Origin of the sequence: Bacillus sp. JNUCC-22 (assembly GCF_018861275.1) — a bacterium.
Taxonomy (GTDB): domain Bacteria; phylum Bacillota; class Bacilli; order Bacillales; family Bacillaceae; genus Bacillus; species Bacillus velezensis.
On the sequence record NZ_CP076408.1, the window covers coordinates 1,003,932 to 1,028,005 of the forward strand.

A 24,074-nucleotide genomic window follows, 5' to 3' on the forward strand; every position below is an offset into this window, starting at 1 on the left:
GCTTTTCCCATGATTGTATAGAAAATGTCAGAAGATTTCAATCCTTTTGCTACGGGAGAATGATGATGGCGGCGATCGTTGTGACGACTAGCCCGGCCGCAACCGGGATAAAGTTTTTCCTGGCAAGCTCAAACGGGTCAACTTTACAAATAGCCGCAGCGGGGATCAGTGCCCAAGGGACCAATGTTCCGCCCCCGACCCAGATCGCTGAAATCTGGCCCAGCGCCGTTAAAACGGCCGGGTCCGTATGAAGCGCGGCGGAAAACAGCTTTGCCATCGAGCCTGCAAGAGATATACCGGAAAACCCTGACCCGTCGAGCCCGGTAATGGCACCGACTGCGGCCAGGGCGATGCCGGCGAATTCTCCGGACATCGGAAAAGAATGGGACAGGGCCAATCCGAGGTCATTGACGATCCCCGCAGATCCTTTCGGCAGCGGGGTGTTCAAAATACTTTTAAACCCCGCGTCACCGAGATAAAAGAAGGCCGCGATCGGAATGACGGGGCCGAATACTTTAAAGCCGAATTGAAAACCGCCGATAAAATACTCGGTGATCTTTTCTAAATGCCGCTCTTTATATACAATGAAATGAATGATCAGGAGAATACCGATCGCGGTTCCTCCGACGAGTGCCGTCGCATCGTTTCCTTGCAGACGGTATACGATCATACAGATAATATCGGCGAGAAAAACAAGCGGAATGAAAACCGCCAGGATCACCCTGAGTTTTTTCGGCAGGTACATACTTGTGTCCAAAGAACCGGAGCTGTCCAAGGAGAGGGGGGCCTTCGTTTTTTTTCGATCCCGCATGATGAGGAAGAAAGCGGTGATTGTCGTCGTTAACCCCATGATCAAAACGAGCGGAATACTTGCCTGCATGACATCGCTCACGGGAATGCCCGCGGCATCGGCCGTTAATTTCGGGGCCGCCTGAATGACGTAATCCCCCGATAAAGCGAATCCGTGGCCGAACAGGTTCATCGCCATAGCCGCGGCGATCGGAGAAAGGCCCGCCCGGATCGCTGCGGGAAGCAGCACAGCGCCGATCAGCGCCACCCCTGGTGACGGCCAGAAAAAAAGAGAGATGGCAAACATCAGACAGCCGATAACCCAATACGCGACTGCCGGCCCCTTCATCAGCTTTGCAAACGGAGAAATCATCTCTTCATTAATACCGGTTTTGGTCAAAATGCCGCTCATCGCCACGATAAAACAAATGATAAAAATCGTCGGCAGCAATTCTCCGGCGGCATACGTGAAGCTGTGAAACAGGCTGCTGACCGAAGCGGAGAATGAATGCGTCGTCCATAGCGCAATCACAAAAATGCCGGCGAGTGAAATAAAGGTTGTATCTTTCCTGAGGAGCATAAAAACGATAATGGCCGCGATAAAAGCAACATAAAGCAGATGTACCGAGTAGACGCCGATCCCCAATTGAACCACTCCGTTTATAAATAGGATTGCTACAGGTTATTCATAGGCGGGCGGAAGGTGCAAAGAAGGATGCGTAAAATCGGGACATCAAAAAAGCCGGAGAATCTCCGGCGGTTTTCAGTCTATTGCGTAATAAGCGGTTACATAAGACGGGCGGGAGAAAATAGACGTCGTGTCGATGCCTGCAGATGTTCCGCGTTTTTTATGAGCTTCCTGATAAGAGTTTGACTGCTGCCAGCCCTGAAAGGCTTTTTCCTCTTCCCACAGGGTCAAAATGACATACGTATCGCCTTCGAGCGGTCTTAATACGCGGATGGCTTCAAAACCGGGTTCATTTTCCACTTTGCCGGCGCGGTTTTTAAACCGGTTTTCAAACAGCGGACGGCCTTCCTGGGTAACGGCGATGTTGTTGAGGACGGCGTAGCCCGGATTTTTGATTTCCCCGACGCTGTCGATGCTTTCATAGGAATGGGGCGCCTGAAAAACGGTTTCTCCATTTGTTTCATGAATTAAAACCGCATTATCCCCCCCTTGCATCAGCACCATATTCTCACTCGGGTGTTTCTTTGCAATCGTCTTTAAAAAATCGGCTGTCCCGTATGTAATATAAACCTTCATATCAGCCACCTCCTGCTTGCTAGTATATCAAAAGAGTGGTATAAGTTTCTATTGGCGACTCATTCTGACATAATTCGAAACAATATTTCCCATACTACAAGTTAAGAAAGGCGAGGTGACTTATGCTGAAAAAGAAAAAAAGATTCTTTATTCCGGCTGTAATTGCGGCGGCAACCGCTTTTCTCGCGTTAATCGGATACATTATCATTATATTTCTCGGCCATTATGTCATCGATGAAAAGAAATTAATACTGCACGCATCTTCAAAAATCGTCGATCAAAACGGTGATGAAATCGCGAGCCTCTATACGGAAAATCGCGAGCCGGTATCCATTCAGCAGGTTCCGGAAGATGTGAGAGATGCCTTTATCGCCGTTGAAGATAAACGGTTTTACGAACATCACGGCATTGATGTGAAGTCTGTCGGCCGGGCGGTGTTCCGGGATGTTTTAGCAGGCGGCAAGGTGGAGGGCGGCAGCACGATCACCCAGCAGCTGGCGAAAAACATTTTTCTGACTCATGATAAAACATTTTTGCGCAAGACGAAGGAAGTCATTATCGCCATCAATCTTGAGCGTGATTACAGCAAGGACAAGCTGCTTGAAATGTACCTGAACCAGCTTTATTTCGGCCATGGCGTTTACGGCATTCAAGCCGCGTCCCACTACTACTTTAATAAAGAAGTAAAAGATTTAACCGTTGCGGAAGGAGCCGTTCTGGCAGCGATTCCGAAGGCGCCATCTCTTTATTCGCCGATTCAGCATCCGGATAAAAATAAAGAACGCCGCGATACGATTCTTGCAATGATGAACGACCAAGGCTATATCAGCGCCAAGGAAGCCGTCAGAGCCCAGGGCCGGACATTGGGGCTTAATGTCAAGAAAACATCAGAAACGCCTTGGTTTGACAGTTATATTGATCTTGTCATCAAAGAGGCGGAATCCCGTTATTCGATGTCAGGTGAACAGCTGCTTCAAGGCGGCTATACGATCCGGACGTCACTTGATTCCAAGCTGCAGAAAACGGCATACACCCTCATGAAGGAAAGCGGCTATTTTCCGGGGACGGATCAGGCGGCAGAGGGAAGCGCCGTCTTTATTGATAATAAAACCGGAGGCGTGCGCGCGGCAGTCGGCGGACGCGACTACGTGACAAAAGGATACAACAGGGTTACGGCGAAGCGGCAGCCGGGCTCAACGTTTAAGCCGATTGCCGTATACGGGCCCGCCATGCAGGAAGACAAGTTCAAACCGTATTCGCTTCTCCAAGACAAACTGACGTCCTACGACGGGTATGAACCGAAAAATTATGACGGACAGTACAAGGGGGAAGTGACGATGCAGGATGCGATCACTTACAGCATAAATGCGCCCGCTGTCTGGACATTGAAGCAGATCGGCGTAGATACGGGAAAATCGTATCTTGAGAAAAACGGCATGAACATTTCTGACAACGGACTCGCGATTGCGCTTGGCGGTCTGTCAGAAGGCGTCACCCCGCTTCAGCTTGCCGGAGCTTATCATACCTTTGCGGCAAACGGAATGTATACGAAGCCATTTTTTATAGAGAACATCACGGACGAAGACGGAGAAACGTTATCCGGGCCTAAAAACGGCAAAACGCGCGTCTTCAGCGGACAGACGGCATGGAATATGACGAGAATGCTTCAGCAGGTCGTAAAAGAAGGAACCGCTTCACAAGGCAGCTATCAAGGTGACCTGGCGGGGAAAACCGGCACGACCACATTTCCCGGCGTCCCCGGCGCGACAAAGGACGCCTGGTTTGCAGGATACACTCCCGGACTGACGGGAGCCGTCTGGATGGGCTATGACAAAACGGATAAAACCCATTACCTGAAAGGCGGAAGCCAATACCCGGTCAGACTCTTTAAAGATATCGTCACAAAAGCGGGGGAAAACGGCCGGACATTCAAAAAGCCTGAAAATGTGAAGGAACTGGGCAGCCCGATTGAGCTGGAGGCGGTAAAGTCCCTGTCGGCCCGTTATACATTTAAGGCGATGGGACTGATTACGGTTCAATTAAAATGGGATATTCAAAAGGATGATCGGGTTGTTTACCGAATATATGAGAAGAAAGACGGAAAAGACAAACTTCTGGATTCGGTGAAAGGAAAAGGCAGCTTTGACATACCGTACGCCAATCTGTTTTCAGGGGCTTCATACAAAGTCGTTCCATATAATTCACAGACGGATCAAGAAGGAGAGGGAACGGAATACGTTCAGCCGAAGCTTTTTTCTTCTTAATCATGAATTCGGCGATTTTTTGAACATTAAGCCTCAATTCTATACGCTTTTGAAAAAACAAGGTATAGTGTAATGGGCGAAGAACACGAACGTATGGTTGCAGGAGGAAAGGTGGAAATTCAGATGAGTAAACGAGAAGCGTTTAATGATACGTTTTTAAAAGCGGCACGGGGAGAAAAAACAAATCACGTCCCTGTCTGGTACATGAGACAGGCGGGGAGGTCTCAGCCGGAATACCGCAAGCTGAAGGAAAAGTACGGCTTAGTCGAAATTACGCATCAGCCCGAGCTGTGCGCGTATGTGACGAGGCTCCCGGTCGAGCAGTACGGAGTGGACGCTGCCATTTTATATAAAGACATTATGACGCCGCTTCCTTATATCGGAGTGGATGTTGAAATAAAAAACGGAATCGGCCCGGTGATCGATCAGCCGGTGCGCTCTGCTGCGGATATTGAAAAGCTCGGCGAACTGAATCCCGAACAGGATGTTCCTTACGTGCTGGAAACGATCCGATTACTCGTAAACGAACAGCTGAATGTTCCGCTCATCGGTTTTTCGGGAGCGCCTTTTACGCTGGCCAGTTATATGATTGAAGGCGGGCCTTCTAAAAATTACAACAAAACAAAAGCGTTTATGCACAGTATGCCGCAAGCGTGGCAAATGCTGATGGACAAGCTCGCGGACATGATTATCGTTTATGCGAAAGCACAGATTAACGCCGGCGCAAAAGCCATTCAGATCTTTGATTCATGGGTCGGCGCGCTGAACCGCGAAGATTACCGGCAGTTTATAAAACCGGTGATGGACAGAATATTCCGGGAGCTTTCAGCAGAGCAAGTTCCGCTGATCATGTTCGGCGTAGGCGCAAGCCATCTGGCCGGGGATTGGCATGACCTTCCTCTTGATGTCGTCGGTCTTGATTGGAGACTCGGCATAGATGACGCCAGAAAACAAGGCATTACAAAAACGGTTCAGGGCAATCTTGATCCGTCGCTTCTTCTTGCGCCTTGGGAAGTCATCGAGAAAAAAGCGAAAGCGATACTTGATCAAGGCATGAAAACGGACGGGTTTATTTTCAATTTAGGGCACGGTGTATTCCCTGATGTCAATCCGGCAACGCTGAAAAAGCTGACGGCGTTTGTACATGAATATTCCGCGGCCAAAAAAACGGAACAATCTTCCTGAGCAGATCGTTGGTTATAAGAAGATTTTCCTGTCAAAATCAAGGTGGACAGACCATCAAAAGAGGTGTGTAACAAAATGAGCAGCAAAAAGAAAATGGGACTTCTTGTCATGGCTTACGGAACGCCTTACAAAGAAGAGGACATAGAACGTTATTATACGCATATCAGACGCGGAAGAAAGCCGGAGCCTCATATGCTTCAAGATTTAAAAGACAGATATGAAGCGATCGGAGGCATTTCTCCGCTTGCAAAAATTACGCAGGAGCAGGCGGAGAAGCTCGCACAGCGTTTAAATGAAATCCAGGATGACGTAACATTCAAAGTGTACATCGGATTAAAACATATTGAACCGTTTATTGAAGACGCGGTGGCGGACATGCATAAAGACGGCATTACAGAAGCTGTCAGCCTTGTGCTCGCCCCTCATTTTTCAACATTCAGCGTCCAGTCATACAACAAACGCGCGAAAGAAGAAGCGGAGAAGCTCGGCGGCTTGACCATCAAGTCTGTTGAAAGCTGGTATGATGAACCGAAATTCGTTGATTATTGGGTCAGCCAGGTGAAGAAAACGTATGAATCAATGCCGAAAGAAGAACGGGATGACGCGATGCTGATCGTCTCAGCGCACAGCCTTCCTGAAAAAATAAAAGAATACGGCGATCCGTATCCTGACCAGCTGGAGGAATCCGCAAAACTGATTGCCGAAGGCGCCGGAATTACCGATTACGCAGTCGGCTGGCAAAGCGAAGGGAATACCCCTGATCCGTGGCTCGGGCCGGATGTGCAGGATCTCACGCGCGATCTGTACCAAAAGCATCCTTATAAAGCATTTGTATACGTGCCCGCAGGCTTCGTTGCCGATCATTTAGAGGTGCTTTACGATAATGATTATGAATGCAAAGCTGTGACCGAAGAAGTCGGCGCAAGCTACTATCGTCCGGCTATGCCGAACGCACAGCCTGAATTTATCGACGCGCTTGCAGCGGTCGTGCTGAAAGAGCTGGACAAGTAGAATTAAACGGTAAAGAAGGCGATAAAAATGAGTGGCGATAAAAAACATCTGGTCATCATCGGCGGCGGCATAACGGGATTAGCCGCCGCCTTCTACATGGAAAAAGAAATCAAAGAAAAACAGCTGCCGCTTGAGGTCACTCTGATTGAAGCGGGCCCGAGAGCGGGCGGCAAAATTCAGACGGCGCATAAAGACGGCTACATCATTGAGCGGGGGCCGGATTCTTTTTTGGAAAGGAAAAAAAGCGCGCCGCAGCTCGTCAAGGATTTGGGGCTTGAGCATCTGCTCGTCAACAATGCGACCGGCCAGTCTTACGTGCTCGTCAACGAGACGCTCCATCCGATGCCGAAGGGCGCGGTGATGGGCATTCCGACCAAAATCGCTCCGTTCATCTCCACCGGTTTATTTTCTGTTCCCGGAAAGGCGCGGGCGGCGCTTGACTTTGTCCTGCCTGCGAGCAAACCGAAGGAAGATCAGTCTCTGGGTGAATTTTTCCGCAGACGCGTCGGTGACGAAGTCGTTGAGAATTTAATAGAACCGCTATTATCAGGGATTTATGCCGGAGATATTGATAAGCTGAGCCTCATGTCCACGTTTCCGCAATTCTATCAGACTGAGCAGAAGCACAGAAGCCTGATTCTCGGTATGAAAAAATCGCGTCCGCAGCCTTCGGGACAGCAGCTGACGGCCAAAAAGCAGGGCCAGTTTTTAACGCTGACGACAGGGCTTCAAACGTTGGTGGAGGAGCTGGAAAAGCAGCTTACACTGACAAAGGTGATGAAAGGCACGAAAGTCACCCATATCGGCCGCGAGGAGAAAGGATATTCCGTGACGCTTGATAACGGCAAAGTGCTCTATGCGGAAGGATGCATAGTGACAGCCCCGCATAAAGCCGCGGCGAAAATGCTTTCTGATCTGCCGGCGGTTTCATGTCTCAAAGACATGCATTCTACGTCCGTTGCCAATGTTGCCTTAGGTTTTCCTGAGGGTGCCGTCAAGATGGAGCATGAAGGTACGGGATTTGTTATCTCAAGAAACAGCGACTTCTCCATCACGGCCTGCACATGGACGAATAAAAAATGGCCGCACGCGGCGCCGGAGGGCAAAACGCTTCTCAGAGCGTACGTCGGAAAGGCCGGAGATGAATCCATCGTAGATCTTTCAGATAACGAGATCATTAAAATCGTAATGGAAGATTTGAAAAAAGTAATGAAAATAAATGGCGAACCGGAAATGACCTGTGTGACCCGCTGGAACGAAAGCATGCCGCAATACCATGTCGGCCATAAGGAGCGCATCAAAGAGTTCAGAGATGCGCTGAAAGCTTCCTATCCGGGCGTATACGCGACGGGCGCGTCTTTCGAAGGGGTGGGCATCCCCGACTGTATCGACCAGGGAAAAGCCGCCGTATACGATTCACTGGCTTATTTATTTGAAACGTACCAGCCTCCGTTATCGTAAAACGGAGGTTTTTTTGCATGTTCCCGTTCTGTAGAGGGAACACCAATAAAGAGAGAAAACATTTGAATCTTCTTTGCGACTGTGATAAGTTATCTTATGTACAAAATGACTAAAACGTTCAAACGGTCAATTTAACGAGGTGGGAAACATGTCCGTCGATCGGAAAAAGCTCATTCTGGAAGCGGCAACGAAGTCTTTTACACAATTCGGCTACAAAGCAACGACAATGGATCTGGTGGCAAAGCTTGCAAATGTGGGGAAGGGAACCATCTACACGTTTTTCAAAAACAAAGAAGAACTGTTTGATGATATTTTCACCACTATTTTAAGAGAAATGAAGGAACACGCAGACGAAGCGATGAAACCGGAGCTTTCATTTCACGAAAATGTCCACCGGGCGCTTGTCGCGATTTTGGAATTCAGAAAAACACACCAGCTGACTATTAAAATTTTTCAGGAGAACGCCGAGATTGGTACAATAGCCGTTCAGGATGTCATTGCGAAAATGGAGCGGGCCATTCTGTCATACATTAAAGAAAAGATAGAAACAGCCATTGAAAACGGAAGCATTAAACCGTGTGATCCGGAACTGACCGCTTTTGTGATGCTCAAGCTCTACATCGCGCTGATATTTGACTGGGAAAAAAACCATCCGCCTCTTGAAAAAGAGACGATCGCTGAATTGCTGGAAATGTATGTTGGTCAAGGATTATCTAAATAATAGATGATCCTTCACTTTTTAGGTGCCGTGACCGTTTTGTCAAATGAGTCAGTTTGCGGAAGGAGGCAACAGGGTTGAATACAATAAAAAGCCAGTGGAAAGACATTGTAACGAACAAGAAACTGTTAATCCCCATCATTGCCATATTATTCGTTCCGCTGATCTACAGCGGAGTGTTTTTGAAGGCGTACTGGGACCCGTACGGCACGGTGGATCAGCTGCCGGTTGTCGTTGTCAACCAGGATAAAGGGGCGGACTACGAAGGGAAACATCTTCAGATCGGTGACGATCTTGTGAAAGAGTTAAAGAAAAATGATAATTTTGATTGGCATTTTTCAAGCGATCTTGATCAATCGTTAAAGGACTTATTAAATGCTAAATATTATTTATTGGTCGAGATTCCTGAAGATTTTTCTAAAAACGCCAGCACGGTAATGGATAAAAATCCGAAGAAGCTGGATCTGAAATATCATACGAATGCCGGATCAAACTATGTCGGCGCGACAATCGGGGAAAAGGCGATCGACAAACTGAAAGCCTCCGTGTCGAAAGAAGTGACAGAGCAATACGCAAAAGTCATTTTTGATAACTTTAAAGATATTGCCAAAGGGCTCGGCAAAGCCAGCAGCGGAGCCAAGAAAATAGACGACGGCACGAAAAACGCGAAAGACGGCAGCGCCAAGCTGAAGGAAAATTTAGCGAAGCTTACTGAAAGCACCGCCACCATCGGCGATAAAACACAGCAGCTTGCAGACGGCGCGGCGAAAGTGACAAGCGGAATTCAAACGCTTGACAGCTCTATCGCAAAACTTCAGAGCGCAAGCGCCGAAATTCAAGATAAATCAGGACAGATTGCTTCAGGAGGAGGCCAAGTGGCCAGCGGGCTGAAAACAAGCCTTGACGCACAAAAGCAGCTCCAGCAAAAGCTTCCGGATTTAACGAATGGATTAAGCGCGTTAAACAGCAAGGCGCAGGAAGTGTCGCAAAAAGCGGCGGCATTTGAAGATGCGATCAATTCAGTCAACCTGTCAGACATTGAAAACGCGGTTGGGCAGCTCGAACAGACTGAAAAGGACCTGCAGCAGTTTAAGAAGAAGCTTTCTGATCTGAAAAACAGTCTGGATGCCCGGGATGACGCGGTCAAAAAGGTGATTAAGGACAGTGATTTCTTAACGGATGAGCAAAAAGCGAAACTTGTTCAGCTTCTGAATGAGAAGCTTCCGAAGGCTGACCTTCCGGATTTAGACAATATCGTCAGCCAGCTTCCGTCCGGCGGAGATATTCAGCTTCCGGATATGTCAGTCATAAAAAGCGCGCTCAAAGATGTAAAAGCGAAGGCTGATCAGCTGAAAGCACTGCCTCAGTCCACATCGAAACTGTATAACGGCGCAGCGGCGGTACAAGACGCGATTAACCAGCTGACAGCGGGAACTGATAAATTATACAGCGGAGCGCAGACCGTTTTTGAAAGCCAAAACAAACTGACAGCCGGCATCGGCGAATACAACAGCAAGTTCGGACAGCTCAAATCAGGATCAGAAGCGTTAGTGTCAGGGAGCGGCCAAGTATCAGGCGGCTTAACGAAACTGCTGGACGCGCAAAACAAAATCCATGACGGCTCGTCCAAAATTGAGCAGGGTCAAGCGTCTCTCGGCACCGGTTTAAGCAAGCTTTTAGACGGCACCGGACAATTGTCCAGCCAGCTGAAAGATGCGGCCGATCAAACCGGGGACATTAAGACAGATGACAAAACGTACAGCATGTTTGCCGATCCGGTAAAAACGGACGATAACGCGATTCATTCCGTGCCTAACTACGGTACCGGACTGACGCCTTATATTCTCTCTATGGGCTTGTATGTCGGCGGATTGATGCTGACGGTCGTATTCCCTCTGAGTGAAGCTTCAGGGCGTCCGAGAAACGGTTTTGAATGGTTCCTCAGCAAATTCAGTGTTATTCTGCTTGTCGGACTGATTCAATCCGTTATTGTCGCCACGGTTCTGTTAAAAGGAATCGGGCTTGATGTGGAAAGCACGTGGAGATTCTATCTCTTTACGATGATTACCAGCATCGCGTTCCTGTCCATGATTCAATTATTGGCGACAACGATGGGGAATCCGGGACGCTTTATCGCTGTCATCATTCTGGTGCTCCAGCTCGGGGCAAGCGGAGGAACCTTCCCGCTTGAACTCCTGCCGGGATTCTATCAAGTGATTCACGGGGCACTGCCGATGACTTACAGCATCAACGGGTTCCGCGCCGTCATTTCAAATGGCGATTACGGCTATATGTGGCAGCAGGCATCCATTCTGTTGGGCATCGCCGTTGTCATGATCGCGCTGACCATCGTGTATTTTACGGTGCAAAGCAAAAAAGAACACAAAACGGAAGAAGAAATAACAGCATAAGAAAAAGAGGCTCTGAGCAGATGCTCAGGGCCTCTTTTTTTTAGATTTCAATCGTCGTACTATTAAAATCCCCATCTCACCAACAGTCCGGTATACGTCAATCCTCCGCCGAACCCGAATAATACCAGCGTCTGGCCTTCCGACAGTTTTTTTGCTTTCACAGCTTCATCCAATGCGAGAATAATAGAAACCGATGAAGTGTTGCCGTAATATTCAACGCTTGTCAACGTCCGTTCAAGCGGGAAGGGCAGTTTTTCGCAGATGGATTCGATCATCCGCATGTTGGCGCTGTGAGGAACGAACCAATCCAGATCGTCTTTTGAAAAGCCGGCTTTTTCTAAAAGGGCATTGCATTCCTCAGGCACGGTTCTGGCCGCCCATTTATATACTTCGCGCCCGTTTTGCACCATGTTTCCTCCACCTTTAAGCGGCTCGCCGTTTAATTCTGTGCTCAGTCCCGTGCGATACAGCACGTCCGCGCTTCCTCCCGCTGTTCCTTGCACGGCTGCCAAAAAGCCCGGCGCTGATTCATCGCGTTCCACCAATAGGGCGCCTGCAGCGTCTCCGAAAAGAACGCAGGTCGTCCGGTCAGTATAATCCGTTACCTTTGATAATGTTTCACCGGCAATGACAATCACTTTTTGATGGGAACCGGCGGTAATTAATGCGTCTGCGAGCTGAAGGCCGTAAGTGAGTCCGGCGCATGTGGCGTTAATATCAAGCGCCCCCGTGTGCGGCCAGCCGAAGTAAGCCTGCACGCGTGCCGCGGTGCTTGGAAACGCATAGTCCGCCGTCGTTGTGGCGACAAGGATCATATCGACATCATCAAGAGTTCCGCTGTATCGTTCTGCAAGGTTTTTCACCGCTTCCACACACAAATCCGATGTGAATTCATGTTCGCCGGCAATGCGTCTTTCCTTCATACCGGTGCGCTGGACGATCCATTCATCAGATGTATCGACGATGCGCTCCAAATCCGCGTTTGTTAATCGGCGTGCCGGAGCATATGTACCGATTGCTGTAATTTTAGATTTTGACATGAAAAAATCACTCCTTTATATCAGATTATAACACCTGATATTATTACTTGGTACTAATTTTAATAAAAAAACCCAAGCAGCATCCGCTGTTTGGGGAGCATGAGATATCTATTTGTAAAACGGGCTTGTGTGAACGATTACCAATGACGGCAGCAGCGGCGGCATGAATGATGATGCTTCTTTTTGTCTTTCTTCTTTTTGTCTTTCTTCTTTTTACAAGGGTCTTCTTTTTTCTTTTTACAGTGATCTTCTTCTTTTTTACAGCCCCAGAAGGCTGCACCAGACCAATCATCCTCAAACCAATCCTCAAACCAATCATTATGAAATCTTTTCCGCTTGTGCGGTTTACGGCTGATCATACATTTCCCTCCTATGCTCATGCTCCCTTCATTCTATGAAAAAAGAGAAGGAAAAGATTGGACGGGTTGTGGATCAAAAGAGTATATTTTAAGAAGAATATAATTGATAGGAGGAATGACCTGTGGAAAATATGAAACATACGATGGAACTGATTAAAGAATTGGTGTCGATTCCGAGTCCGACGGGCAATACATACGAGGTTATCGCCTATACAGAAAGTCTTTTAAAAGAATGGGGCGTCTCCTCTTACAGAAACCGCAAAGGCGGTCTTTTTGTCACAATTCCCGGCCGTGATGACAAGAAACACAGATTGCTGACGGCGCATGTCGATACGCTCGGCGCGATGGTAAAGGAGATAAAGGCGGACGGCCGGCTGAAGATTGACTTGATCGGCGGCTTCCGATATCACTCGATTGAAGGGGAATATTGCGAGATCCAAACTTCTTCCGGCAAAACCTATACAGGCACCATCTTAATGCATCAGACTTCAGTGCACGTCTACAAGGACGCCGGCAAGGCAGAGCGGAATCAGGAGAATATGGAAGTCCGTCTTGATGAGCCTGTCCGGACGAAGGAAGAGACGTCCGATCTCGGCATCAGGGTCGGCGATTTCATCTCATTTGACCCGCGCGTGCAGATTACGCCGAGCGGCTTTATTAAGTCCCGGCATCTTGATGACAAAGCGAGCGTGGCTCTGCTCTTGAATTTAATCCGCTGCATCACGGAAGAGAAAATCGAACTTCCGTATACGACGCATTTTCTGATTTCTAATAATGAAGAAATCGGCTACGGCGGCAATTCCAACATTCCTCCTGAGACCGTTGAATACTTGGCTGTTGATATGGGGGCGATCGGCGACGGCCAGTCTACGGATGAATATACCGTCTCCATTTGCGTGAAGGATGCGAGCGGCCCGTACCATTATCAGCTCAGAAAACATCTGGCCGGGCTTGCGGAGCGCTATGGCATTGATTATCAGCTTGATATTTATCCGTATTACGGTTCTGATGCCTCAGCAGCCATCCGTTCGGGCCATGACATCGTCCATGGGCTGATCGGCCCGGGAATTGACGCTTCACACGCTTTTGAACGCACGCATGAATTATCGCTTCTTAATACGGCGAAGCTTTTGCACCGGTACGTTTTATCGCCGATGGCATAAAAAACCCTGCGCGGAAATCATTCCGTGCAGGGTTTTCATTTTAACCTGAGATGGTTGTGTTTTGTTCTGTTTTGGCGAGGCTCATGACCTTCGCGCCTTTAACGGGATCATACTGGCCTTCCCATTTTGACATCACAACAGATGCCAGCGCGTTTCCGGTCAGATTGACGACCGTACGGGCCATGTCCATAATCCGGTCAACACCGGCGATGAATGCAAGGCCTTCTGCAGGAACGCCGATTGTGCCGAGTGTCGCAAGCAGGACGACGAAAGAAGTCCCGGGCACGGCAGCCATTCCTTTGGAAGTGACCATCAAGACAAGCACAAGGGTAATCTGCTGCCAAATGGTCAAGTCAATGTGGTATACCTGAGCGAGGAATAAAGCGGCGATTGATTGGTACAGCACAGATCCGTCTAAGTTAAAGGTATATCCGATCGGCACAACAAAGGAAACAATACCTTTCGGACAGCCGATTTTCTCCATCTTCTCCATGATGCGGGGGAGTACGGTTTCGGAGCTTGACGTACTGAACGCCAATAAAATTTCATCCTTCATATAGGCGAGGAATTTGAAAATGTTTAAACCGGCAAGCTTTCCGACGATTCCGAATACAACAATGAGAAAGAAAGCCAAAGCTACATATACTAAACCGACCAGTTTACCGAGTGAAAGCAGGGAACTGAGCCCAAATTTGGAAACGGTAACACCGATCAACGCAAAAACACCAAACGGCGCAACTTTCATGACGAGGTTCACAACATGGAACATCGCATGAGAAACACCTTCAAAGAAGGCCAATACGGGCTTTCCTTTTTCACCGATTGCCGAGATGCCGAGTGCAAACAGCACGGTAAAGCAGATGATGGCAAGCAGATCTCCTTCGGCTAATGATTGGAAGAAGTTTGTCGGTACGATATGCAGGAATGTGTCCGCAACGGATTTACCGCTTTGTTCTTTTTCTGTTTCAACATATTGACTGATATCTGTCTTTTGAGCTTCATGTATATTAACGCCTGCTCCCGGCTGAAACAGATTCGCCAAAGCCAGCCCGAGAATAATGGCAAAAGTGGTAATGATCTCAAAATACAAAATCGTTCTGAAGCCTAATTTTCCGACTTGTTTTCCGCTTCCCGCGCCGGCAACGCCGATGATTAAGCTGGAGACGACAATTGGAATCACTATCATTTTGATTAAGCGTAAAAACAAATCGCCGATAGGCTGTAAATATGTTGGAATGGCGGGATTGCCGTACCAGATGACACCGACTACAACCCCTAGTATGAGTCCGACGAAAATTTGCGTCGCTAGTCCAAAGCGTAATTTTTTCATAGATTACCTCCCGAAGAAAAAAGTGCAATAAGTATCTAAAAAGATAGCTATTAGAACAAATTATAATAGAAAAGAAAACAATCCGTCTATAGAAAAATATAGATTGAAAATACTGAATCTTTTAAAACGTACAGATAATTGCTAATAATGGTGAATAACGCCCTATTCAGAAAGTATGATGACGGCCGAAAAAACGGGCGCCGCACAACTTAGAATTGTGCGGCGCCCTATTGTCACATATCCTTAATTTTCAAGCAGTCATTGCACAGATTAATGTGACACTCATACTGCTCAACAATCTCATTTCCGCATTCTTCGCATTTCTTACCGGGTAAATTTCTGAAAAAATCCGACATCTTTTCCAACATACCCATCCCTCTTTCATTGTTTTGTCTCTACATTGTATTATAACAGTTTTGGAAAATCAACGGCTGTTTTGACACAATGTTTAAAACATGCAATTTGTACGAAAAATAGGTATATTGGAGGAAAGGATCTTTTTATCATAAACATTCGGAGGATTATATGAAAGTTACAGTTATTGGATGCTGCGGCGGGTTTCCGGCCGCAAACGAAGCAACTTCAGGCTATCTGTTTCAGTCCGGCGGTTATTCTCTGCTCGTCGATTGCGGAAGCGCCGTATTATCAAAGCTGTTTGCCTATGTTCCGGCAGAAGAGCTTGATGCCGTCATTTTGTCCCATTATCACCATGATCATATCGCTGATATCGGGCCGCTTCAATTTGCCAAACAGGTCGGCTCCTTTCTCGGAAAAGGGACGCATGCACTGCCGATTTACGGGCATGATGCTGATATAGAACAGTTTGAGCGCCTTACATATAAAACGCATACAAAGGGAGTGGCCTATCAGCCGGACCGCCCGCTTTCTCTAGGTCCGTTCACCATTACCTTTCTGAAAACAGTGCATCCGGTCACTTGTTATGCGATGCGGATTACTGACAGTTCAGCTTCTGTTGTGTATACGGCTGATTCAAGCTACCAGGACGCGTTTATCCCGTTTGCGGAAAATGCCGATCTGCTGATCTGCGAGTGCAATTTTTACGCAGACCAGGACGGCACGTCAGCCGGCCATATGAACAGTTTGGAAGCCGGACGTATCGCGAAGGAGGCCGGAGCGGGGGAGCTGATTCTCACGCATCTGCCTCATTTCGGCGAGCACCGGAAGCTGAAAGAAGAAGCGGAATCCGTGTTCGGGGGCGAAGTGACAATCGCCGCTTCCGGATTGAAGTGGGAGAAATAAAGGAGGAGCACCATGTTATTTATCGACAACCAAAACATAACCGACCCGAGGATCAACCTCGCGATCGAGGAATATTGCGTGAAGCATCTCGACCCTGAACAGACATACCTGCTGTTTTATGTCAATCAGCCGTCGATTATCATTGGGAAGAACCAAAACACAATAGAAGAAATCAATACGAAATACGTAGAAGATAACGGAATTATCGTCGTCCGCAGGCTGTCAGGAGGCGGTGCGGTTTACCATGACCTCGGGAATCTGAATTTCAGTTTTATCACGAAGGATGACGGCGACAGCTTTCACAATTTTAAAAAATTCACCGAACCCGTTATTCAGGCGCTGCGCCAGCTCGGTGTGGAAGCTGAATTAAGCGGCCGAAATGACATCGTGGCGGACGGCAGAAAAATTTCCGGCAACGCTCAATTTTCGACGAAAGGGCGTATTTTCAGCCACGGAACATTAATGCTGGATTCCGCCATTGATCATGTTGTGTCAGCCTTGAAAGTGAAAAAAGACAAAATCGAATCAAAAGGCATTAAGTCGATCAGAAGCCGTGTCGCCAACATCAGCGAGTTTCTTGATGACAAAATGACGGCGGATGAATTCAAAAAGCACCTGCTTCACCATATTTTTAATACAAATGATCTTTCCGAAGTGCCGGAATATAAACTGACCGATGAAGACTGGAAAGCGATCCGGAAGATTTCCGAAGAGCGCTATCAAAACTGGGACTGGAATTTCGGCAGGTCGCCCGCATTTAACCTTCAGCATTCGAAACGTTATCCGGTCGGATCGATTGATCTGCGTCTTGAAGTGAAAAAAGGAATCATTCAGGACTGCAAAATTTTCGGTGATTTCTTCGGTGCGAAAGATGTGAGTGAAGTCGAACAGGCGCTGACCGGAAAACAGTATGACCGAACCGGTATCAAGGAGGCGCTGGCCGGAATCGATCTGAAACAGTATTTCGGCAAAATAGAGCTGGAAGATTTCCTCGAGCTGATTTATTAGAACATTTGCCGAACGCATGATTTGAATCAGCGCCCGTTTTTGTGAAATGATAGAACCATAATGAATGGGGAGGGATCATGATGAAAGTATTTCTCATCGGAGCAAACGGACAGATCGGACAGCGGCTGACCGGGCTGTTTCAAAAAGACGGCACGCATACGCTGCGGGCGATGGTCCGGAAACAAGAGCAGAAAGAAGCGCTTCAAGCCGCGGGAACAGAAGCCGTTCTTGCAGATTTGGAAGGAAGCCCGGAAGACATCGCGAAAGCCGCTGAAGGCTGTGACGCGATTGTGTTTACCGCCGGATCAGGAGGAAGCACCGGATACGATAAGACGCTTTTGATTGATCTTGACGGAGCCGCGAAAGCGATAGAAGCGGCAAAGATAGCCGGCATCAAGCGGTTCATTATGGTAAGCGCCCTTCAGGCTCATAACCGCGACAATTGGAATGAAGCGCTGAAGCCGTATTACGCCGCAAAGCATTATGCGGATAAAATTCTTGAAGCGAGCGGTCTGACGTATACGATTATCCGGCCGGGCGGGTTATTAAATGATCCCGGCACGGGAAATATCAAAGCCGCGGCCGATTTAGAAAGAGGCTCCATTTCAAGAGACGATGTCGCCAAGACCGTTATCGCATCCCTTGATGAACCGAATACGTATGAAAAAGCATTCGATCTGACGGCGGGCGGCACGCCGGTCAGTGAAGCGCTGAAACAATTATAGTTTCCGGTTTTACGGCACTCGGGGCTTTTTGCCCTTGAGTGTTTTTCTATATTTTTCTATAATAAAAGTGAACGTTTATTCCGGATAAATGAATGACTATTCATTCATTACTTTTTTAAAGGGGTGGGAAAATGAATCTGGTTTCCAAATTGGAAGAAACGGCATCGCAGAAACCGGAAAAACCAGCTTGTCTGTTTCAAGATCAGTACATGACGTATGAGGAGCTGGCAGGTAAAATCAAAGCATTTGCAAACGGCTTGGAGGACAGGGGACTGAAAAAAGGGGATCATCTCGCGCTGCTGCTCGGAAATACGCCTGATTTTGTTATTGCGTTTTTCGGCGCGTTAAAAGCGGGAATTGTCGTCATACCTGTTAATCCGGCATATACACCTTCAGAAATCGCATACATGCTGAAAAACGGCGATGTCAAAGCGATCGCCGGCATCGACCTTTTAATTCCCGTATTTGAAAGCCTGCACGGCTCGCTGCCGCTGCTGGAGCATATCATTATCAGCCAGACAGCAGAGAACGCTCCATCGACAGAAGACCCTCAATTGCGCTTAAAAATGACAACGTTTACAAAAATGCTCCGCCCGACGGAGCGCAGCAGAACTTATCCGACATTGTCCAAAGATGATACTGCCGTCATTTTATACACCTCAGGGACGACCGGAAAACCGAAAGGCGCCATGCTCACCCATCAGAATCTTTTCTCCAATGCAAATGATGTCGCCGGATACTTAGGAATGAATGAGAAAGACAAAATTGTGGCGGCATTGCCGATGTTTCACGTTTTTTGTTTAACCGTTTGTATGAATGCGCCTCTGATGAGCGGAGCGTGTGTCTTAATTGAGCCGCAATTCAGCCCGGCTTCTGTGTTTAAACTGATTAAAAGCCGTCAGGCAACCATTTTTGCCGGCGTTCCGACGATGTATAACTATCTGTATCAATACGAGCACGGCAAGGCGGATGATTTTGCGTCCGTCAGACTGTGCATTTCAGGCGGGGCCTCCATGCCGGTCGCTCTGTTGCAGACGTTTGAACAAACCTTTGACGTCACCATTCTGGAGGGGTACGGACTTTCTGAAGCGTCTCCGGTTACTTGTTTTAATCCGTTTGACCGGGGGAGAAAGCCCGGCTCGATCGGGACGAATATTTTACATGTCGAAAATAAAGTCGTCGATACACTCGGACGCGAATTGCCCGACCATCAAGTGGGAGAATTGATCGTGAAAGGGCCGAATGTAATGAAAGGCTATTACAAGATGCCCGAGGAGACGGAGCACGCGCTGAAAGACGGCTGGCTGTACACGGGTGATTTGGCGAAGCGCGACGAAGACGGTTATTTTTATATCGTCGACAGAAAAAAAGATATGATTCTCGTCGGCGGATACAACGTCTATCCGCGCGAAGTAGAAGAAGTGCTCTACAGCCATGAGGGCATTAAAGAAGCCGTGGTCATCGGCGTTCCTGACGCCAAAACGGGGGAAGCGGTGCATGCTTATATAGTGCCTGGGGACGGTGAGCTGACAGAGCAGGCGGTTTTTGATTACTGTGAAACACATTTGGCAAAATATAAACGGCCGGCGGAAGTGATTTTTCTTGATGAGATTCCGAAGAACGCGACCGGGAAGCTGCTGAGACGGGCGGTCCGGGACATGCTTCCGAAATGACGGACGAAAAGCGAAGCCCCCCGGCTTCGCTTTTACATGCTGATCCGGTCAGCTCTGTGATTCTTCCTTAATGATGCTTTGCACAAGCTTCGTATCATGCCGGGTCAGTTTGTAATACGTGTTTTTATACTTGTACATCATATAATTGCCGCTTTCGAGCCACATGCTGAATGAATCAAAACGGTCTTCATGATATTTGACCGTTCCGTCATAATCGGGAGATACGCTTTTGGTCAGTTTGACTTGTTTTCCTTGGTTCAAGATATCGAGCATATCTTTTACATTCTGCCTGTCTTTAATTTTGATTTCTTTATTTCCGTGCTCAGACAGAATAATCAGATCTGCGTTGCTTGATGGAAACACATCGCCGGTCCGGCTGTATACATAGAAGAAAGCAATAACCAAAAGGGCGATTACGACAATAAACGCGATTATTTTTTTCATATTCATCACTCCGTCTTTTAGTCTTTCCCGCTTCCTGTTGTTCCATTCTTTTCTGTTGTGAAAAGATTAACATCCGTTTCGGAGGCTTGGTTCTATTTATTTGCATTTATGCTTACAATAGGAGTAAGTCATAAGGCTAAGGAGGGAGACTTCCATGCGCAAATGGATAGCGGCAGCGGGGCTTGCCTATGTGCTGTACGGCCTTTTTTTCTATTGGTATTTCTTTATGACAGGAGACTCCGCCGTCCCGGAGGCCGTAAAGGGAACGAAAGCCGATCCGTCCTCGTTTATGGACCCGGGCCGCCTGGCAGCCGCTGAAAACTTTTCAAATGTAAAGGATTTTTTATTTTTCATCGGAGCGCCGTTAGATTGGTTTTTATTTTTTCTGCTGCTCATTACGGGGCTTGCCAAAAAAATAAAGCATTGGCTGGAAGCAGCGGTGCGCTTTCGGGTGCTGCAAATCGTAAGCTTCGTATTTGTGATTTCACTCATCGTTACGGCGGCTTCGCTTCCGCTTGAGTGGATCGGATATCGGGTTTCGCTTGCGTATCATATTTCGACGCAGACAACAGCAAGCTGGATAAGAGACCATGTCATTGATTTCTGGATCAGTTTTCCGCTGTTTGCCGTGTGTGTGCTTGTGTTTTACTGGCTGATCACAAAGCATACAAAAAAATGGTGGTTTTACGCTTGGTGTCTTACTGTGCCGTTTACCCTGTTTTTGTTTTTCCTGCAGCCGGTCGTGATTGATCCTTTATACAATGATTTCTATCCGCTGAAAGATAAGGAGCTGGAAAGCAAAATTTTGTCGCTTGCCGACAAGGCCGACATTCCGGCCAGCCATGTTTATGAAGTAAATATGTCGGAGAAAACAAATGCGCTGAATGCGTATGTGACGGGAATCGGTTCGAATAAGCGAATCGTTTTGTGGGATACGACGCTTAACAAACTGAAGGATCGGGAAATTTTGTTCATTATGGGGCATGAGATGGGGCACTATGTGATGAAGCACGTGTACATCGGACTGGCCGGGTATCTGCTGCTGTCATTAGCCGGGTTCTATATCATTGACAAGCTTTATAAGCGGCTGTCCAAATTCTTCGGCCGAATGCTTCATATAAAGGGGCCTGAAGATCTGGCCGCCCTCCCGCTGTTATTACTGCTCATATCCGTTCTCAGTTTTGCTTCTGATCCGATTACGAATGCCGTCTCCAGGTATCAGGAAAATGCCGCCGACCGTTACGGCATCGAGCTGACCGGAAACCGGGAAGCGGCGATTGAGACGTTTCAGGACTTGGCCGATACGGGACTGAGCCGGGTCAACCCGCCGTTTCTCGTCAAAATTTTCAGAGGGAGCCACCCGTCGATCATGGAGCGGATTGAACATGCGGAGGAAGAAAAATAATAAAAAAAACCGGCGGGGCCATGCCCGACGCCGGTTTTTTATGTTTTACTGAGCTGCCGCCTGTACGTTGATCAGCCCTTTTCCGTAGTAGAAAGCATCACCAAGTTTTGTAGTGGTGTTTTCTAAACTGCTGCGGACTTGAGTGTTTGTCCAGTTCGGGTGCTTAGAAAGAATCAAAGCAGCCGCTCCGGCAACGTGCGGAGATGCCATTGACGTACCATTGTACGCGCCGTATTTGTTTCCAGGAAGCGTGCTTTGGATAGAGACGCCTGGTGCCATGACATCAAGCTCAGAACCTACGCTTGAGAAAGATGCTCTTTGGTTGCTGCTGTTAACAGCGCCTACCGCAATGACAGAAGGGTATTTACCAGGGTAGCCCACTGTGCTTGAGCCGCCGGAAGTGCCTTCGTTGCCGGCTGCCGCTACGACTACGATGCCGGAAGCAACGGCTTTGTCAACTGCCGCTTTTAACGCTGCAGAACCAGAAGGTCCGCCGAGGCTCATGTTAATAACGTCCATATTGTTTGCGATCGCCCACTCAATTCCGTTAATAATCCAGCTGTACTGGCCGGAACCGTCAGCGCCGAGAACTTTTACAGCGTAAAGAGATGCGCTTGGCGCAACGCCTAATACACCGATTGAGTTATTAAGAGCCGCAACTGTACCGGCAACGTGAGTTCCGTGGGAGTTGTTGTCTTGGAAAGGATTTGTTTCAGAAGGTACCATGCTGGCTCCGCCTGCTACCTTTAAATCAGAATGAGAAGAATCGATACCGCTGTCGATAACCGCTACTTTAACATTTGATCCGGTGAAGCCTTGAGAGTGCAGAGCAGGGGCTTTAATCTGTGATACACCGTAAGGCACGGACTGCGCGTACGCCTGTGCAACGTGATCTTCTTCAACGTAAGCGACGCTAGGGTCTTTTTTCAGCTCTTTTACAGCTTTTTCATTTAATGTAGCTGAAGCTGCGTCTACATATTTGAATTGCTTTTGAACTTTCCCGCCTTTTTCAGAAATGACATCTTTTTTCTTAGCGGCGCTCATCGTGCTCATTGTCTGTTTAAATCCGACAATGTATTTCTTTTCCCCGTTTGATTTCCCTGCCGCCTGGGCAGGAGACGTGCTGCCGAACGCCATCGTAAAGATTAACGCTAAAGCAAACAGCAAACTGATCCATACCTTTTTGCCTCTCACTCTTTATCCACTCCTTTTTTCATTTGCAGAACAACCAATAGACAGATTATTCTGTGGATTAATTGTATAGCATGGAATAATATTTTAGTAGACCCAATTTTTTTCAGTTTGTTTTATTTCTATTTAGGTATATCATCTCTCTTTCGTTTAATAGGAACCCGAAATATTTAAATTTTAATGGAAAAAACCGATGGAAGGACATGAGTATTTGTACACAGCCGCAATCGCTCTCTTGTTTGCTGGGTCGAACGGTTTGATTCCATTTTTGGAAGCTGAGGCAAAAACAGGATAAATGTCACCTTTTGTTGAATGCAGAAGTCTGATGGAAACGAAAGCGGAATGAAATAAAGCGGCCGGCATGAATCAGTCTTCGGCTTTCTTGACGGAGAAAAGCTGTGAAACCATTTTATAAAAATAATGATAATGAATATCATTGATACTTATATTGTCAATGATATAATTGCGGAAAAACGAAAGAGGGGGAACAGATGAAACCAATTTTCAGTATGCTGATGATCTTATCCGTTCTCTTCATAACGGCATGCTCAGAACAGGAACATGAAACCGCCGTCAGGCACGATCTGGGGACCGCGCATGTGACTGCGCACCCGCAGCGCATCGCCGTATTGAATGAGGGCTTTATTGACACCCTCCATGATCTCGGCATAAAGCCGGCGGCCGCGGCGGATAACCGGACGGAGCGAAACGACGGCAGTCCGTCCGTCGGGCCCCCGTCACATCCCGATTTGAAAAAGATCACTTCGTTAAAACCCGATCTCATCATTGCAGACTCAAGCCTGCACAGGGGGATCTACCGAAAACTGACAAAGATCGCTCCGACAATCGCTTTAAAAAATGAAGATGCGGATTATCAGGATGCGGTTGACGCTGCCCTTACTATTGAAAAGGCGGTCGGTAAAGAGGGCATCATAGAGAAACAATTGTCGGCTCAGGAAGAAAAGCTGAATGACATCAAAAGAAAGCTGGATGCAGAAGGCGGCACGATTTTATTAATTGACGCTGCAAATGACAGCATTTCCGTAAAGGATGATCAGTTTTTTACGTCCCGGCTTTTGACGCTCGCAGGGTTTACATATGCCGTCCAGACGGATTCCGGCGGGAAATCAGACTCTATCAAAATGACGCCCGGGCAGCTTTTGGATATCGATCCTGATTACATCGTGCTGTTGGACGGTGAGAAAGAACCCGAAAAAAATCACCTCTGGAAACAGCTGACGGCCGTAAAAAACGGACACGTTTACCGCGCGGACAGGGCGGTATGGACGGAGCGCCGGAGCATTGACGGTGCGGACGCCATATTACATGATCTGCAGAAAAAAATGCTCGCCAAAAAGGCCCAAAACTGAATT

21 protein-coding genes are annotated in these 24,074 nt (G+C 47.7%); 13 read left to right on the plus strand and 8 right to left on the minus strand.

From position 1 onward, the window contains the following. Positions 1 to 49 precede the first annotated feature (49 nt). Positions 50 to 1,435: a hypothetical protein gene (locus tag JNUCC22_RS05160; protein ID WP_059367303.1), complete on the minus strand. Its 1,386-nt coding sequence runs from the start codon at positions 1,433 to 1,435 to the stop codon at positions 50 to 52. A gap of 117 nt (positions 1,436 to 1,552) precedes the next feature. Beyond that, a complete protein-coding gene (gene hmoB / locus JNUCC22_RS05165) occupies positions 1,553 to 2,053 on the minus strand; it encodes a heme-degrading oxygenase HmoB (RefSeq protein WP_059367301.1) in 501 nt (166 codons plus the stop codon). 122 nt (positions 2,054 to 2,175) lie between these two features. Here hmoB and JNUCC22_RS05170 point away from each other — a divergent pair, with 122 nt between their 5' ends. From JNUCC22_RS05170 to JNUCC22_RS05195, 6 genes are all read left to right on the plus strand, one after another. Further along, positions 2,176 to 4,317, plus strand: coding sequence for a transglycosylase domain-containing protein (locus tag JNUCC22_RS05170; RefSeq protein WP_020955588.1), 2,142 nt, complete (start codon positions 2,176 to 2,178; stop codon positions 4,315 to 4,317). 123 nt (positions 4,318 to 4,440) lie between these two features. Continuing rightward, positions 4,441 to 5,502: a uroporphyrinogen decarboxylase gene (gene hemE / locus JNUCC22_RS05175; RefSeq protein ID WP_029325967.1), complete on the plus strand. Its 1,062-nt coding sequence runs from the start codon at positions 4,441 to 4,443 to the stop codon at positions 5,500 to 5,502. A gap of 75 nt (positions 5,503 to 5,577) precedes the next feature. Then, the gene (gene hemH, locus JNUCC22_RS05180; protein ID WP_007409212.1) at positions 5,578 to 6,513 is read left to right on the plus strand and encodes a ferrochelatase; all 936 of its coding nucleotides are present in this window, start codon (positions 5,578 to 5,580) and stop codon (positions 6,511 to 6,513) included. 27 nt (positions 6,514 to 6,540) lie between these two features. Further along, complete coding sequence (gene hemY, locus JNUCC22_RS05185; protein ID WP_003155220.1) at positions 6,541 to 7,974, plus strand: protoporphyrinogen oxidase; 1,434 nt, start codon at positions 6,541 to 6,543, stop codon at positions 7,972 to 7,974. Positions 7,975 to 8,122: 148 nt separating this feature from the next. Beyond that, on the plus strand, positions 8,123 to 8,695 hold the full coding sequence (locus tag JNUCC22_RS05190) for a TetR/AcrR family transcriptional regulator (protein WP_003155219.1): 573 nt from the start codon (positions 8,123 to 8,125) through the stop codon (positions 8,693 to 8,695). Positions 8,696 to 8,769: 74 nt separating this feature from the next. Then, positions 8,770 to 11,103 (plus strand): YhgE/Pip domain-containing protein, encoded by a 2,334-nt coding sequence (locus tag JNUCC22_RS05195; RefSeq protein WP_007409209.1) that lies wholly within the window; start codon positions 8,770 to 8,772, stop codon positions 11,101 to 11,103. A 62-nt stretch (positions 11,104 to 11,165) separates the two neighbouring features. Here the strand turns inward: JNUCC22_RS05195 and fabHB are convergent, their stop codons facing one another. Together fabHB and JNUCC22_RS05205 are read right to left on the minus strand one after the other, a co-directional pair. Continuing rightward, positions 11,166 to 12,143: a beta-ketoacyl-ACP synthase III FabHB gene (gene fabHB / locus JNUCC22_RS05200; protein WP_007409208.1), complete on the minus strand. Its 978-nt coding sequence runs from the start codon at positions 12,141 to 12,143 to the stop codon at positions 11,166 to 11,168. A 137-nt stretch (positions 12,144 to 12,280) separates the two neighbouring features. Continuing rightward, positions 12,281 to 12,502 carry a hypothetical protein gene (locus JNUCC22_RS05205; protein WP_032866175.1) on the minus strand — a complete coding sequence of 74 codons (222 nt, stop codon included), beginning with the start codon at positions 12,500 to 12,502 and terminating at the stop codon, positions 12,281 to 12,283. A gap of 122 nt (positions 12,503 to 12,624) precedes the next feature. Here JNUCC22_RS05205 and JNUCC22_RS05210 point away from each other — a divergent pair, with 122 nt between their 5' ends. Continuing rightward, positions 12,625 to 13,665 carry a M42 family metallopeptidase gene (locus JNUCC22_RS05210; protein WP_136396246.1) on the plus strand — a complete coding sequence of 347 codons (1,041 nt, stop codon included), beginning with the start codon at positions 12,625 to 12,627 and terminating at the stop codon, positions 13,663 to 13,665. 40 nt (positions 13,666 to 13,705) lie between these two features. On the opposite strand, the gene JNUCC22_RS05215 is transcribed toward JNUCC22_RS05210, so the two are convergent. Next, on the minus strand, positions 13,706 to 14,995 hold the full coding sequence (locus tag JNUCC22_RS05215) for a glutamate/proton symporter GltT (protein WP_007610442.1): 1,290 nt from the start codon (positions 14,993 to 14,995) through the stop codon (positions 13,706 to 13,708). Between the two features lie 233 nt (positions 14,996 to 15,228). Beyond that, complete coding sequence (gene yhfH, locus JNUCC22_RS05220; protein WP_003155209.1) at positions 15,229 to 15,363, minus strand: protein YhfH; 135 nt, start codon at positions 15,361 to 15,363, stop codon at positions 15,229 to 15,231. Between the two features lie 157 nt (positions 15,364 to 15,520). Here yhfH and JNUCC22_RS05225 point away from each other — a divergent pair, with 157 nt between their 5' ends. The 4 genes from JNUCC22_RS05225 (at position 15,521) to JNUCC22_RS05240 (ending at position 19,661) form a co-directional block, all read left to right on the plus strand. Then, complete coding sequence (locus JNUCC22_RS05225) at positions 15,521 to 16,255, plus strand: MBL fold metallo-hydrolase (protein WP_216062183.1); 735 nt, start codon at positions 15,521 to 15,523, stop codon at positions 16,253 to 16,255. Positions 16,256 to 16,267: 12 nt separating this feature from the next. Continuing rightward, the gene (lplJ, locus tag JNUCC22_RS05230) at positions 16,268 to 17,263 is read left to right on the plus strand and encodes a lipoate--protein ligase (RefSeq protein ID WP_216062184.1); all 996 of its coding nucleotides are present in this window, start codon (positions 16,268 to 16,270) and stop codon (positions 17,261 to 17,263) included. 80 nt (positions 17,264 to 17,343) lie between these two features. Continuing rightward, positions 17,344 to 17,988: an SDR family oxidoreductase gene (locus JNUCC22_RS05235; RefSeq protein ID WP_076423836.1), complete on the plus strand. Its 645-nt coding sequence runs from the start codon at positions 17,344 to 17,346 to the stop codon at positions 17,986 to 17,988. Between the two features lie 131 nt (positions 17,989 to 18,119). Then, positions 18,120 to 19,661, plus strand: a complete 1,542-nt coding sequence (locus JNUCC22_RS05240) for a fatty acid--CoA ligase family protein (RefSeq protein WP_216062185.1) — start codon at positions 18,120 to 18,122, stop codon at positions 19,659 to 19,661. Between the two features lie 48 nt (positions 19,662 to 19,709). Here JNUCC22_RS05240 and JNUCC22_RS05245 read toward each other — a convergent pair whose 3' ends face one another. Further along, entirely contained in the window at positions 19,710 to 20,105 is a 396-nt protein-coding gene (locus JNUCC22_RS05245; protein WP_216062186.1) for a YhfM domain-containing protein, read from the minus strand. A 154-nt stretch (positions 20,106 to 20,259) separates the two neighbouring features. Here JNUCC22_RS05245 and JNUCC22_RS05250 point away from each other — a divergent pair, with 154 nt between their 5' ends. After that, entirely contained in the window at positions 20,260 to 21,510 is a 1,251-nt protein-coding gene (locus JNUCC22_RS05250; protein ID WP_007409200.1) for a M48 family metallopeptidase, read from the plus strand. Positions 21,511 to 21,555: 45 nt separating this feature from the next. Here the strand turns inward: JNUCC22_RS05250 and JNUCC22_RS05255 are convergent, their stop codons facing one another. Continuing rightward, positions 21,556 to 22,704, minus strand: coding sequence for a S8 family peptidase (locus JNUCC22_RS05255; RefSeq protein ID WP_007610454.1), 1,149 nt, complete (start codon positions 22,702 to 22,704; stop codon positions 21,556 to 21,558). Between the two features lie 488 nt (positions 22,705 to 23,192). Here JNUCC22_RS05255 and JNUCC22_RS05260 point away from each other — a divergent pair, with 488 nt between their 5' ends. After that, a complete protein-coding gene (locus JNUCC22_RS05260) occupies positions 23,193 to 24,071 on the plus strand; it encodes an ABC transporter substrate-binding protein (protein WP_216062187.1) in 879 nt (292 codons plus the stop codon). Positions 24,072 to 24,074 lie beyond the last annotated feature (3 nt).